Genomic DNA, 14,823 nt, shown 5'->3' on the forward strand with positions numbered 1-14,823 from the left:
GCAGACCCGGCCGCACTGACGTGTGCCACTACCCGCGAGACCTCCGCATGCGCCTGACCCGCTGCCCGATCGACCTTCCGCTCCACACCGGACAAACACTCTCCCTGCCTGAAGAAACCGCCAACCACCTGGTGCGGGTGATGCGGCTGCGCGAAGGTGACCGCTGCGTGCTGTTCAATGGCAACGGCCATGACTATGCCGCCACCCTGACCACGGTGGGCAAGCGCGATGCGCAGGTCCATATCGATGACGCCCAGCCGCTGGACAACGAATCGCCACTGGCCATCACCCTGCTGCAGGGCATCGCCCGTGGCGAGAAGATGGATCTGATCCTGCAGAAGGCGACCGAACTGGGCGTGAGCGCGATCATCCCGGTCAACGCCGAGCGCACCGAGGTCAAACTCGATGCCGCCCGTGCTGAAAAGCGGCTGTCACATTGGCGCAGCGTGGTCGGCTCGGCCTGCGGTCAATCCGGCCGCGCACGGATCCCGGCGCTCACACCACCGCAATCCCTGGCGGTCGCCGTCGATACGCTGCCGGCCGACACGCTACGGCTGACGCTGGATCCGCTCGGCGCGCACCGCCTGGCTTCGTTGTCGCAGGCCCCGGCCAACGGTGTGGTCATCGCCATCGGTCCGGAAGGCGGCTGGTCGCCACGCGACCGCCAGCAGCTGCAGGAGGCCGGCTTCCAGGGCCTGCAGCTGGGGCCGCGCATTCTGCGCACCGAAACCGCCGGTCTGGCGGCCATTGCCGCGCTGCAGGCGCGGCTGGGTGATCTCTGAGCGAAGGGGACTCAGGCCGCAGCGGCCAGGGCGGCGATCACCGCCGCCTCGATCGCATCCAGATCCGGCAGCAGCGCGCTCTGCTCGCCCAGCAACACACGCATGTGCACGCCCTGCGGCAGGCTCTCCTCGGAGGCGTCGGCCAACAGGCCATCGCGCGGCACCGCGATCAGCTGCGGGAACGACTGGGTCAGCAGCGCGAAATAGGGCATGTCCGCATTGCCGCCCAGCGCCTTGAGCACCACCACCTTGTTGTTGCCGGAGACCTGCTCTTGGCCATGTCCGCTGAAGCGGGCGTAGGACAGCAGCGGCACGTTCCAGCCATGCCAGGCAATCTGGCCGACCAGCCACTCCGGGACATCGGGAATCGGCTCCACCGAGACGCGCGACATCATTTCCGCGACCGTGGCATTGGGCAACAGCACGCGCTCGGCACCGGCCTGGATCAGGACGCCGCGTACTTCATCGTTGCTTGCATAACTCATCGTCTGTTCCTTGATCGAAGCGGTGCGGACTATTGCGCGCAACGCGTGGCAAGTTCGCCTGCCAGATATTCCGGATCACCACCGGGCATGCCCGCCACCACCAGCTGGCTGGCGGCTTCCGGGTCATAGCAACCGTCACCGGTCTGGCCTGCGGCCCAACCGCCCTGCGCGGCGAATGCCAGCACCTCGGGCACCAGCGCCGGATCGGCACCACTGAGCATCACCACCGCGCTGTCTGCCGCCGGCAGGGCCGTGATCAACTGCGCGGACGCCTCCACAAAACGCAGACCGGCGCCGTCCGGCTCCAGTCCGACAGCATCGGCCAGCACGTACACATTTCCCGCTTCAGCCACCTGTCCAGGGACCGCAAGCAACACCGGCAGCGCCGTGACCCGCGCCATCTGCTTGACCAGATTCGCGTAACGTCCCCCATCCAGACGCATCTGCACCAGCACCGGGCGGGCGAAGTCTTCCGGCAACCCGCTCAACAGGCGCCGTACCGCATCGGGACCACCAATACCTGCCAGCACCAGCACCGGGCCACCGGCGGACTCGCCCGACTCGGGTTCCAGCTCCACCAGCGACAACGAGCTCGACAGCAGGCTGGCAATGGAGGGGTTCTCGGCCGCAGCCGCTTCCACCGGCGCCGCCGGGGCGACATAGGCATCGTCCTCCAGCAACGACCAGCTGCTGTAGCTGCCTGCAGCAGCCGCGGCACCTGCGGGCACCTGCGTGTCCACCATTCCCTGCGGCGGATCCTCGAGCGGCGGCAACGGCGGGGGCAACGGTCCGGTTTCCTGGGCCGTGGCCGCTGGGGATTCCTCGGTCTGTGCCTTGGCCATCAACTCTTCAAAGCTCATGACCTCCGGCGCCTGACGTTCCTCTGCAGGGGCGAAATACAGGCCATCGGCAGGCACCGTGTCTGCCGCTTCGAACGCTTCGTCGAGATGGAACTGCAGCGGCGCATCGACGTGCAGTTCAGCCGGTCGCACCGGCATGCCGGGCTCCGGCTGCAAGGCGGCATCGTCTTCCGGGCCCGGCGGCAAGACGTTGCCGTGCCCCTGCAACTTGGCGGCAAGATGCCGGATCCAACGCTGCGATTCCCAGCCCTCGCGTCGGGCGATGATCTCAGCCTCTTCGAACATCAGCGTATAGCGCGGTGACTCCAGCACGGCATCCAGCCGTTCGAGCGCATCCTCGACCGCCGGCTCCAACGCCACCAGCACCACCTCGGTTGCCGAGGCATCCAGTGCCGCGGCATCCAGCGTGTTGGGATCATCCTCCAGCACCACCTGGCCGCCAGCGGCGGCCACCGCATCGCGCAGGCGGTCACGGGCCGCGCCCTCGCGGGCCAGCAGAGCCACCGGCCGAGCGCCGTTGTTGTCACTCGCGAGCACGGGCAATCCCCAGCAGGTCATAGACATTGCGCATCAGATCCAGCTCCTGGTAAGGCTTGCCGAGATAGCGCTGCACGCCGATCTCGAACGCACGCTGACGGTGCTTGTCACCACTGCGCGAGGTGATCATCACAATCGGCACCCTCTTGTAGCGCTCGTCGGCACGCATCGCGGTCGCCAGTTCGTAGCCATCCATACGCGGCATTTCGATATCCAGCAGCATCAGGTCCGGCACGCGCTCTTCCAGCAGCTCCAGCGCCTCGACACCATCGCGCGCGGCAACCACGTCGAAGTTGTTGCGTTCCAGCACACGGCTGGTGACCTTGCGCATGGTCAGCGAATCGTCGACCACCATCACCAGCGGCACATGACGCTGGCCCTGGGTTGCGACCACCTGCACCACGGCCTGCGGCTGGGTGATATAGCGACGCACCAGCGGTGCGACGTCCAGGATCACCACCACGTTGCCTTCGCCGGTGATCGTCGCGCCGTAGATACCCGGCACCGATGCGATCTGCAGGCCAACCGGCTTGACGACGATTTCGCGGTTGCCGAGCACCTGGTCGATCGCCACGGCCGCACGCAGATCACCGGCCCGCACCAGCAGCAGCGGAATCTGCGGCTGCCCTTCGGCCTTGGCCGCGGCCTGTCCGACCAGCGTACCCAGGTCGTAGAGCGTGAAGTCCTCACCGTTGTAGTGGTAACGGCTCTCACCGGACTCGAAGCGCTCGCGCGAAATCCGGCCAATACCGCTGACCGAGGCAACCGGCACCGCGAAGGTGGTTTCGCCGATACGCACGAACACGGCCTGGGTGACGGCAAGCGTCTGCGGCAGGCGCAGCGTGAACGTCACGCCCTGGCCACGCACCGAACGGATGTCCACCGAGCCACCGAGCTGGCGGACTTCATTGCGTACCACATCCATACCGACGCCACGGCCGGCCAGCTGGCTGACCTGCTCGCTGGTACTGAAGCCCGAGGCGAAGATCAGCCCGTCCAGCTGCCCATCGTCAATATGTTCGCCGGCGACCAGCAGACCACGCTGCTCGGCGCGGCGGCGAATGGCCTCACGATCCAGACCGGCGCCATCATCGGCCACTTCCAGCACGATCTCCGAGCCTTCGCGACGCAGGCGCAAGGTGATCTGGCCCTCTTCCGGCTTGCCGGCGGCCACACGCTGCTCCGGCGATTCCAGCCCATGGGCCACCGAGTTGCGCAGCATGTGCTCCAGCGGCGCGACCATGCGATCGAGCACGTTGCGATCCAGCTCGCCGTGGGTACCGTCCAGGCTCAGATGCACCTGCTTGCCGATATCCTGAGCCGCCTGACGCACCACGCGGCGCAGGCGCGGCACCAGACCATCGAACGGCACCATGCGCGCACGCATCAGGCCATCCTGCAGCTCGGAACTGACACGCGACTGCTGTTGCAGCAGCGAATCGTAATTGCGTGACAGATCGTCCAGCACGCCCTGCAGGCCACCCAAGTCGGCGGCCGACTCGTTCAGCGCGCGGCTGAGCTGCTGCAGCGTCGAGAAGCGATCCAGCTCGAGCGGGTCGAACGTGTGATCGGCCTGCTCTTGCTCACGACGGTAACGCGCCACGATCTGCGCTTCGGTTTCCAGATCCAGACGGCGCAACTGATCGCGCAGACGGGCGTTGGTGCGATCGAGCTCGGCCATGGCGCCGCGGAATGCGCCCAGCTGCTGTTCCAGACGCGAGCGGTAGATCGCCACTTCGCCCGCGTGGTTGACCAGCCGGTCCAGCAGATCGGCGCGGACACGCACCTGTTCCTGGCCACGCGAAGCGCCCTCCTCTTCGGCAACCTGCTGTTCGACCAGCGGCGCGGACAGCGGCTCGGCGGCGATGCCGGTATCGGCCACCGGCTGCGGCTCCAGCGGCTCTTCCAACACGGTCACCACGTGCGAGACAACCTCGTCCTGCACGGGTGCCGGGCCATCGCTGACCGGCACTGGCTCGCCCACCCACGCAGCCGGAGCGTCCGCACGGCCCTGGGTACGCGCATCGAAAGCCTGGATCAGATCAAACGGCATTTGCACCGCACGATGTTCGCCGGTGCGGATCAACAACTGGTGTAGACGGTCGAAGCCACGTTCCAGCAGCTGCACGTCGCCACGCGTGATCTCGGTACGGTTGGCCGCGACCGCTTCCAGCAGCGACTCGATGCCATGGCCAAGATCACCGATGGCGTTGATACCGGCCATCCGCGCGCCGCCCTTGAGGGTGTGCAGGTCGCGCTGCAATCCCGCCAACAGTTCACGGTCCTCGGGCGAGGCACGCAGCGCGCTGATCAAGCCATCGCAGTGATCAAGCAGATCCTTGCCTTCCTCGACGAAGATATCGACCAGTTCGCGATCCAGATCATTGAAGTCCAGCGGACCGGCATCGATAGAAGCCGGCGCACTGCTGATCCTTGGCGATACAGCCTCTTCCAGCGGCGCGGTGAGCGGTGCCAGAACAACCGGGGCTTCGGCTTCGGCTTCGGCAGGGATGGCGTCTACGTCCGAGTCAACCGATTCCGTTGAAACTTCAATCGCTTCCTGGTCACGCTCAGACTCAGTCGCATCCGCGACCAGCGGCTGCAACAACTCCGGCTCACCCAATACCGTTTCTTCATCCGCGGCAGGTACCGGCAGATCATCAGCCTGTGGCGGCATGGCGACATCCGCGACGGAAACCGCCGGGCTCGTAGCGAAGGCGACATCCTGCGCCGGCGCATCAACGGCTTCCACGCCATCCATCTCGCCCGCCGCATTTTCCTCGACCAACCCGGAAGCATCTGCCAGCGATGGAGCCGGAGTATCGTGGGCGTCGGGCGCATCCACCGTGTTGTCCTGCTCGACCGGCGGATCCGGCTGCAAAGCGGTACCGGCTGTCTCCGCCACGGGCTCCAAAGCGGTCAGGTCCTCTCTGGGGACCGACAGGTCGCTGTCGGAATTCGAAGAAGCGACAACATCCCTGCCCTCTTCGTGGACCGGCATTTCAATGCCGGCATCGATTTCCTCAAGCACGGTCTGTTCGCTGTGGACATCCAACAGCAGCGTATCGGAAGACAGGTCGGTGCCATCGACAAGCGACGGCGCAAATGCCTCGGCCAATGGCGCATCCGGCTCAACAGGCGGTGTCGGCTGCCCGATTTCAGGAGCGGCTGCCACAGCGGCATCGGGCGCATCAACGAGGAAACCGGGGTCGAAGTAAGCGGAAAGATCCTGCACACCGCCCAGCTCGGCTGCTGCGTGTTCCAGCTCGACCGGCGCGCCATTGTCGGCAACACCCGAGCCGTCCGCCGCGATGTCCCCGGCCAAGCGATCTTCCTCGAACGTCTCGTCGACAACCGGTGGCCACTTGGCCTCGGGCAACGTGTCGACAAGCGCTTCCAGTCGGGCCGCCAATGCCGCGAAAGAGGGGATCAACGGGGAAGGCTGCTGCAACGCGGAAATGGTTGTCGATACCGCCGCAGCGGCCTCCCTCAGCGCCTGTACCGCATCGCCCCCCGGCGTCAGTCCGGCCACCAGCGAGCGCTTTACGAACGATTCCATGGGCGCCGTTACCGACGTGATTTCCGGCACATCCGTCATCGCGAACGCACCACTCATGGTGTGCACCGCGCGCAACAGTTCTTCCGTCACCGGCTGTGGTTGCACCTGCGCCTGATCCAGCCAGTCATGGACGGTGGCCAGATGCTGCGCGACCTCGGCTTCCAGGATTTCGCGCAGTACGCTGTCCACCGATGCCGGTGTGCCTTCGACGATCTCAACCACGCCGGACGCGGGACCAGCAGATATCGCGGGGGTCGACGTTGCGACCACAGGCGCATAGAACGCCTCCTCGCCTGCGGCAACGCGATCGGCCACATCCTGGATAGCCAGCAGATCCGCGCGGATAGTGCCGGTGCCGCGCAACGCGGCATTTAGCTGTGGCAACACCTCGTAGGCCTGGTTGACCATCGCGACAACGGCCGGGCTCGCCGGACGACTGCCGTCGAGCACGCGGTTGAGCATGCTCTCGATCTTCCAGCTGAATTCACCCAGCGTACGTGCGCCGACCAGTCGTCCACTGCCCTTGAGGGTATGGAACACGCGCCGCACCGGACGCAGACGTTCCACATTGCCCGGGGACGCGCGCCAGACCGGCAGCAGGTTGCCGAGGTTGACCAGTTCCTCGTCGAATTCTTCGATGAAGACATCTCGGATGTCCTGATCGATCTCGTCGGCACCGTCTTCGAACCCGCCTTCCAGGACCGGCCCCTGCACCGGGGCAGACTCTGCGGTGGTTTCAGCAGGCTGTGCATCCGTTGCCGGCGCAGCGAACGGATCGAATGCATCGGCAGCGGCATTGAGCTCGGCTATGAACGCGGCCACTTCGATATCCTCCGGCGACCCGGCATCGCCAGCGGCGGCTGCGTCGGCATCAACCGGCGTGGAGGACACATCGCCCAACGCGATCGCCAGCGCGGATGCAACCGCGTTCTTGCCCATCTCGTCCATGCGCGGGACGGGGGCGGAGTCATCTGGCGATTCAACTGCCGGGATCGCGTGGATGGTGTCGTCAACGATCTCCCATGCCGGTGCGAAAGACTGCAACGGCACAACGTCCAACACGGGCGGCTGGGGCTCGGCCTCTTCCGGACCCGGCGCAGCTGCTTCCAGCTCAAACAGACCGCTGTCGACCACCATGGTCTCGATGCCTTCGACCACAGGCTCAACCGTCGGCGACGGAACTTCGTCCAGTTGCCACGGGCCACTATCGAACGTGTAGACCGGCTGTTCTGCCGTGGCGGTGTTTTCCTCTACCAGCGCCAGATCAACGTCCATGCCGGCACCAGCATCGAGCAAGGTGTCGCGGTGGGACGGCGAGGCCGTCTGGTTGTGCGCAGCTGCATGGAAATGGAATGCTTCCAGCTCCGGGCTGGCCATCTCGTCCAGTCCGGACCCGGCGCCTTCCAGGACAATCGGCGCAAGCGTGTAGCTTGCCGACTGCACTGCCGAGTCTTCCTCTGCCGCAACCGGATCGAATGGCGAGGCATGGCTGTCCTGCTCGCCGAACGGCAGCGGCGGAGGCTCAACCGCAGCCATCGCCTTACCGGTAATGGCCTCGGCATACACCAGCGGATAGACCGCCCGTGCCGGCAGCTCCGGCGAAACGTCCAACGGCTCCACAGCGGTAGGCGGATCCGCGCTGATAGCAGGCGTATCGGCCGGCTCTGCCGCGGCGACCACATTGGCGGGGGCAGCCTCGTCGACCACCACCTCCGGTACAGGACTGTCCGGCAACTCGGCCGATGCAGCACTGGGAACAGGCCAGTAACGCAATGCTTCCAGACTGTTGCGGGTGATCTCCAGGATCTCCCCGCGACCCGCGCGGCGTTCGCGCAGGGCCTCCAGGTAATACTCCAAGCTGGCCATGGCATCGGCCAGGGTGTCGAGCTGGCGACCGCCAGGAATGCGCTTGCGGCCGATCAGTTCGATATCGATGTACTGCTGCACGCCATGCAGGTAGTCCGCCGGCGTCTGCAGATCCAGCATGCGCAGCGCTCCGGCAACCTCGCCAAGCAGGCGCGGTACTTCCCGCAGGCGCTCATGGTCCCAGTTAGTCTCGATGAACGCGACGAACGCTTCGCGCGCGGCGGCGAAATTGGCGATGGCCTCATGGGCGAGGATTTCCACCGTGCGGCGCGTTTCCACCGCACCGGGATCCTCGTCACCTTGCAGGTTCGCGCCCAGGTACGCCACCTGGTCATCCAGCGAGGCATCCACATAGAGCAGCGCGCCGGCGATATCCAGCAAGAGGTTGTCATCGATGGCGCGGGTGCCGGCAACCACCTCGCGCAGGGCATCGCGTTGCTGCACCACCACGCCGCGCGCCACGCCAAGGCCCATCACGCCCAAGGTGTCGGCCACAGCCCCCAGCTCGCTGACCTGCGTCTGCAGATCGGCCGGAGCCCCACCCATGCGCATGTGCAGATCCAGGGCATCCTTGATCCGCAGCAGTTCTTCCTTCACCGCGCTGCCGACCGTATCAAGCAGTTCACGGTTGCGCCCGCTGAGGCTGCCGCGGGCATGCTCCAGCTCGGCGGGGCTGGCATCACCGGCATCGGGATTGAAGGCGAACAGCACGCTCTCGTTGATGCCCTCAGCACCGCGCGCGCTGCGGATCTCGTTGAGCAGCGGCAGCAGCACGATCGGTATATCCCGATGGCCGTTCTGCAGGCGCTCCAGATAGTCGGGCAACAGCACCGTGCCGCGCATCAACGTGGCGCAGGCCTCGTCACGATCAGGCACCGCACCATCGCGCACGGCGTTGGCCAGCGACTCCAGCTCCTCGGCCACCATCGCCGGCGCATACAGCTCGACCATGCGCAACGTGCCCTGCACCTGGTGCAGGTAGCCGGCACAGAAGCGCATGCGACTGGTATCGCTCGGGTCCTCGACAAAATACTCGACCTCGTTGCGTACCAGACGCAGGGTCTCATCCAGCTCCGGCTTCACCCAGCCCAGTGCCGCGTGGCTCATGGCATCGCGCAAGGTACTCATCGCACTCCCCTGTACAGCATCGATTGCATGCCGTCCGGGCGGCCCTGCTTTGCGGTATGACGACACATCATCTGCTGATTCCTTTGCATCCCCGCCCGATCAACCGGCTCAGGCCGGCAGCTTGAAGTCGGCCACCGAGCGACGCAGCTCGGCGGCCAGCTGGTTCAGCTGACCCAACGAATCGGCCGTCTGTCCCGCACCTTGAGAGGTCTGGCCGGTGATCTGCCGGATCACGCCCATCGTCTGGGTGATGTCGGTAGCCGCCGACGCCTGCTGATTGGCGGCGATGGAGATGTTTTTGATCAAGTTGTTTAACGCGTTGGACACGCGCTCGATTTCGGTCAGCGCGGTACCGGCGTCCTCGGCCAGGCGCGCACCGGACACCACTTCGGCGGTGGTCTGCTCCATCGAGGTGACCGCTTCGTTGGTATCGGCCTGAATCGCCTGCACCAGACCTTCGATCCGGCGCGTTGCGCCGGATGTACGTTCGGCCAGTCGCTGCACTTCGTCGGCCACCACCGCAAAACCACGGCCGGCCTCGCCCGCGGATGCCGCCTGCACGGCGGCGTTCAACGCCAGGATGTTGGTCTGCTCGGAAATGTCGTTGATCAGTTCCACGATCGAGCCAATCTCCTGCGAGGATTCACCCAGACGTTTGATGCGCTTGGAGGTTTCCTGGATCTGGTCGCGGATCTGGTCCATGCCCTGGATGGTCTGACGCACCACCCCGGCACCTTCGGTCGCGATCACCACCGAGCGCTGTGCCACTTCGGCCGATTCGGTGGAGTTGCGCGAGACCTGCTCAATGGAGCTTGCGATTTCGCCGATACGGTCCGACGCGCTGGTGATCTCGTCGGCCTGGTGACCGGCCGCTTCGGCCAGCTGCATCGCGGTGGCCTGGGTTTCCTGGGCCGACACCGCCACCTTGGAGGAGATGTCGTTGATCGTGGTCACCAGGTGGCGCAGCTCGTCCACCGCGTAGTTGATAGCGTCGGCGATGGCGCCGGTCATGTCCTCGGTCACCGACGCCTTCACCGTCAGGTCGCCTTCACCGAGCGAGCTGATTTCGTCCAGCAGCCGCATGATCGCCTGCTGGTTGCGGCTGTTGAATTCCACCTGGGTCTGGTAGCGCAGATCCTGCTCACGCGAGCGGCTGCGCACCGAGCTCCACACAAAACCGATGATGGACAGCAGCGACAGGCCGCCGAAGATCACACTCCACCAGAAGTTCGGGAACAGGCGGGTATCACGGGTCGAGCCGAAAGCGGAGAACGCATCGAACAGCTTCTTGCTGTCAGCCAGCATCTTGTCCGAACCGGCGGTCAGCGCCGCGGCCGAGGACTGCGCGGCGAACAGCTGGCGCGAGCTGGCCAGGATCGCATCGGCGTCCTTCTTCATCTTTGCCCACTGGTTGGCGGACTGTTCCAGCGCCACCTGCGCGGCGGCATTGCGCACCGGACTGATCCCCAGCTCGTCGTTGCCCTGGCGCAGCCCTTCAAGCACCTGCGAGAAAACCACCATGTCGCGCGCCAGCGCATCACCGGCGCCACTGGCGCCGGCACCACCGGCGCGGATCTCGGTCACACGGCGAGCCATGGTGCCCGCGACGACCACCTGCTGCAGACCGTTGTAGATCTGCGCCGACTGCGCACTGCCGGCGGTCATGGCGCGAACGACCTCGTTCAACTGGGCCTGCAGCTGCGGCACCGCGCCGACGAAGCTGTCGGCATTACCGGCCAGCGCCAGCACCGCCGGCTCACTGGCCACGATCTGCTCGGCGCTCTTGGAAAGCGGCTTCCAGGTATCGACCAGCGTTCCCAGCGGCTTGGACACGCCGGCTTCGTTGCCGTAGCGGCCCTTCAGGCCGCTGACGGCGCTTTCCACGCGGCTGCGGGTGTCCTTGAAAGCGCTGTAGGCATCGCGATTACCGCTCACCGCCTCCCGGCCCTGGTTGGCCAGCTGCTGGGAAAGCACCTGCAAGTCGGCCGCTTCGGTACTGGCACCGGCCAGACGGCTGCCCTGCCAGGTCGCTACACCGGTATTGGCGCCGAAGACAATCATCGATATGACCAGCAGGATCAACCAGAAGTTGGTTCCCACGTTGCCAAGCTTGCCGCTCTTGGCGGTGTCCGGAGCAGTACTCATGTTCGACCTCGGTATTCGATACGGAGATGCAAGCGGCCGGTCAGGCGGCGGCTTGCCGGAATTCGGGAGTGCGCGAAAGCACCGACAGCGAGAAGACACCCCAGTCGTGACCGCCGTCGTGGAACGCGCGTTCAACGAAATGCGCATAGCGTCCCTGGGCGATGTCGCCGGCCGGCACCTGCTGCGCCCCCTGGAAACTGCGCTGCCCGTAGAGCTCATCAATGCTCAGCGCAACGTCACCGCCAGCCTGCCGCATGATCAGCACGCGGTGGCCCTCCTGCAGCACGGTGCGCTCGCCTTCCAGGAAATACTTCAGGTCCACTACCGGAAACAGCGTCCCGCGCAGGTTACCCACTCCCAGCAGCCACGGTTGCGCGCCCGGCACCGGTGTGACCGGCGGCATCGGCACGATTTCCACCACTTCACGGAAGTCGGACACCAGACGCCGGCTGCCGACGCGGTAACCCACCCCGCGCCAGACATCCTGCGAAAACTCGCGCTCCGGCAACTGCACCGCATGCGCCAAGCTGCGGCGCTCGTAAGCCTCGAGGATGTCGAATGGAGAACGCATCAGCCCACCAGTTTGTTGATCCGCGCGATCAGGTCGTCCTCGCGCGGCGGTTTGACGATGTAGTCGGTCGCCCCCTGGCGCATACCCCACGCCATGTCGGTTTCCATGCTCTTGGTGCTGACAATCAACACCGGGATATCGCGGGTGGTCGCATCACGCGACAGCGCGCGGGTGGCCTGGAAGCCACTCATCCCCGGCAGCACCACGTCCATCAGCACCAGCTGCGGCACCTGGCTCTTGGCCAGTTGCAGGCCGTCTTCGGCGTTGTCCGCCGTCAAGACCTCATGTCCGGCCTTTTCAAGCCATTGCGTAAACACCGCCCGATCGGTCGGTGAGTCCTCGATCAACAGAATTCGAGCCATTGTGCCTTTCCCCCTGGTCAGGCGTTGACGTATGTGCGGATGGCACCCAGTAGTTCGTCGCGTGTGAAGGGCTTGGTGAGGTATTGCTCGGAGCCGACGATGCGCCCACGGGCTTTGTCAAACAGGCCGTCTTTGGATGAAAGCATGATCACGGGGGTCGACTTGAACAGCTGATTGCCCTTGATCAGGGCACAGGTCTGGTAGCCGTCCAACCGCGGCATCATGATGTCGACAAAGATGATCTGCGGCTGCTGGTCGGCGATCTTGGCCAAGGCCTCGAAACCGTCGGTCGCAGTCACTACCTCGCAGCCTTCACGCTTGAGCAGCGTTTCGGCGGTGCGGCGGATGGTCTTCGAATCATCGATGACCATGACCCTCAAACCTGCGAGTTCCCCACCCGCAGTCATATTTTCAACCATTGCTTTGTTTCCCCGAGCACGCAACGCGTCACCAGATTGTGAAGCGGTTGCGAAAGCGATCTATATCCCAATACCGCCGCGAACTGTCAAGCACCGCCGCAATGCCGGGGGCGACGGAACGTCTGGCGTGAAGGCCGTCACGGTTGTTGCGCAGCGCTATTCAGCCATTCTAGCGTCCTTGCGCGCGCTTCGGACTGGGCGCCCCAGGGACGAACCCGCTACCATCGTGCGCTGATCTGCAAGGTTTGAATTCATGCCGCTCGACGTCATCGTGGTGATGGACCCCATCGCCCATATCAAGATCGCCAAGGACACCACCTTCGCCATGCTGCTGGAAGCCCAGCGCCGTGGCCACCGGTTGCACTACGTACGCCCGGGCGGCCTGTCACTGCACGCGGGCAAGGCCGTGGCCCATGTTGCGCCGCTGCAGGTGCGCGATGACAAGGCCGACTGGTTTACCCTGGGCGGGTTCGCGCCCCTGGCGTTTGGCCCCGGCCAGCTGGTGCTGATGCGCAAGGACCCTCCGTTCGATGGCGAATATCTCTACGACACCCAGATCCTGAGCCTCGCCCAGAGCGCTGGTGCGCTGGTGGTCAACGATCCGCAGGGCCTGCGCGACTTCAACGAAAAACTGGCCGCGCTGCTGTTCCCGCAGTGCTGCCCGCCGACGCTGGTCAGCCGCGATGCGGCCGAACTGAAGGCCTTCGTGCTGGAGCACGGGCAGGCGGTGCTCAAGCCGCTGGATGGCATGGGCGGACGTTCGATCTTCCGCAGCGGCACCGGCGACCCGAATCTGAATGTCATCCTGGAAACGCTCACCGACGGCGGCCGCCATCTGGCCCTGGCGCAGCGCTTCATCCCCGATATCAGCGCCGGCGACAAACGCATCCTGCTGGTCGATGGCGAACCAGTGGACTACTGCCTGGCCCGCATTCCGCAGGGTGACGAGTTCCGCGGCAACCTGGCCGCCGGTGGCCGCGGCGAAGGCCGCCCGCTGAGCGAGCGCGACCGCTGGATCGCCGCCCAGGTCGGCCCGGAAATGAAGCGCCGCGGCATGCGTTTTGTGGGTCTGGATGTGATTGGCGACTATCTGACCGAAGTCAACGTCACCAGTCCCACCTGCGTGCGCGAGCTCGACGCCCAGTTCGGGCTGAACATCGCCGGCCAGCTGTTCGACGCGATCGAGGCCGGCATCGCTTGATGAGCGCCAGTACCGCCGCCCTGCCCGCCGCCCCCCGCGTCACCGAGCAGCAGCGCCTGACCGCCACCCTGGTGCTGTCGGCGCTGGTGCACGGCCTGCTGCTTCTCGGCGTGGGCTTTGCCGTGAGCGACAACGCGCCGCTGGTGCCGACACTGGATGTCATCTTCAGCCAGACCAGCACGCCATTGACGCCCAAACAGGCCGACTTCCTGGCCCAGGCCAACCAGCAGGGCGGCGGCGATCACGACACCGCACAACGCCCGCGCGACGCGCAGGCCGGTATCGTGCCGCAGGCCCAGAACGGCCTGGCGCCGGTACCGCTGCAGGCGCAAAGCGCAGCCACCCCACCGCCGCCGCAGGCCCGGGTGATCACCAGCGAGCAGGGAAAGGACCGCGTTGCCGAGGTGCAGTCGCAGCCACTGCCCGATCGCCCGGACAGCAATGCGCCGATGAGCGCACGCGAGCAGCGCGATGCGGAAATGGCCCGACTGGCGGCCGAGGTGCACCTGCGCTCGGAGCAGTACGCCAAACGCCCGAACCGCAAATTCGTCTCGGCCAGCACCCGCGAGTACGCCTATGCCAATTACCTGCGGGCGTGGGTGGATCGCGCCGAGCGGGTGGGCAACCTGAACTATCCCGATGAAGCCCGCCAGCGCCGGCTCGGTGGACAGGTGGTGATCACCGTCGGGGTGCGCCGCGATGGCAGCGTGGAAAGCAGCCGCATCCTGCGCAGCAGTGGCGTGCCGCTGCTCGATGCCGCCGCGCTGCGCGTGATCGAGCTGGCCAAACCCTTCCCGGCATTGCCGAAAACCGACGACAACATCGACATCCTGCAGGTCACCCGCACCTGGGTGTTCCTGCCCGGCGGCGAGCTGCACGACGACCGCTGAAACAACCGGCCCGGCCAG

General features: G+C 65.6%; 10 protein-coding genes. 3 read left to right on the plus strand and 7 right to left on the minus strand.

Going from position 1 to position 14,823, the window contains the following annotated elements; genetic code table 11:
• The first annotated feature begins 47 nt into the window (after positions 1–47).
• Positions 48–782 (plus strand): 16S rRNA (uracil(1498)-N(3))-methyltransferase, encoded by a 735-nt coding sequence (locus ACVOMC_RS09235; RefSeq protein WP_481523701.1) that lies wholly within the window; start codon positions 48–50, stop codon positions 780–782.
• A gap of 11 nt (positions 783–793) precedes the next feature.
• Here ACVOMC_RS09235 and ACVOMC_RS09240 read toward each other — a convergent pair whose 3' ends face one another.
• From ACVOMC_RS09240 to pilG, 7 genes are all read right to left on the minus strand, one after another.
• Positions 794–1,267: a chemotaxis protein CheW gene (locus tag ACVOMC_RS09240; RefSeq protein ID WP_481523702.1), complete on the minus strand. Its 474-nt coding sequence runs from the start codon at positions 1,265–1,267 to the stop codon at positions 794–796.
• Between the two features lie 29 nt (positions 1,268–1,296).
• Positions 1,297–2,664 (minus strand): chemotaxis protein CheB, encoded by a 1,368-nt coding sequence (locus tag ACVOMC_RS09245; RefSeq protein WP_481523703.1) that lies wholly within the window; start codon positions 2,662–2,664, stop codon positions 1,297–1,299.
• Positions 2,651–9,217 carry a hybrid sensor histidine kinase/response regulator gene (locus ACVOMC_RS09250; RefSeq protein ID WP_481523704.1) on the minus strand — a complete coding sequence of 2,189 codons (6,567 nt, stop codon included), beginning with the start codon at positions 9,215–9,217 and terminating at the stop codon, positions 2,651–2,653. Before ACVOMC_RS09250 ends, ACVOMC_RS09245 begins: the two co-directional genes overlap by 14 nt.
• Positions 9,218–9,325: 108 nt before the next feature.
• Entirely contained in the window at positions 9,326–11,362 is a 2,037-nt protein-coding gene (locus ACVOMC_RS09255) for a methyl-accepting chemotaxis protein (protein ID WP_481523705.1), read from the minus strand.
• Positions 11,363–11,402: 40 nt separating this feature from the next.
• On the minus strand, positions 11,403–11,933 hold the full coding sequence (locus ACVOMC_RS09260) for a chemotaxis protein CheW (protein ID WP_057506282.1): 531 nt from the start codon (positions 11,931–11,933) through the stop codon (positions 11,403–11,405).
• On the minus strand, positions 11,933–12,295 hold the full coding sequence (locus tag ACVOMC_RS09265) for a response regulator (RefSeq protein ID WP_054658681.1): 363 nt from the start codon (positions 12,293–12,295) through the stop codon (positions 11,933–11,935). The genes ACVOMC_RS09260 and ACVOMC_RS09265 overlap by 1 nt, the downstream gene beginning before the upstream one ends.
• Positions 12,296–12,312: 17 nt before the next feature.
• Positions 12,313–12,714, minus strand: a complete 402-nt coding sequence (gene pilG, locus ACVOMC_RS09270; protein ID WP_054658683.1) for a twitching motility response regulator PilG — start codon at positions 12,712–12,714, stop codon at positions 12,313–12,315.
• A gap of 253 nt (positions 12,715–12,967) precedes the next feature.
• Between pilG and gshB the strand changes: the two genes are divergently transcribed.
• Positions 12,968–13,915, plus strand: coding sequence for a glutathione synthase (gshB, locus tag ACVOMC_RS09275; protein WP_057506283.1), 948 nt, complete (start codon positions 12,968–12,970; stop codon positions 13,913–13,915).
• Entirely contained in the window at positions 13,915–14,805 is an 891-nt protein-coding gene (locus tag ACVOMC_RS09280) for a TonB family protein (RefSeq protein WP_481523706.1), read from the plus strand. Before gshB ends, ACVOMC_RS09280 begins: the two co-directional genes overlap by 1 nt.
• Positions 14,806–14,823: the final 18 nt, after the last annotated feature.

This window comes from Stenotrophomonas sp. STEN014, assembly GCF_056760315.1.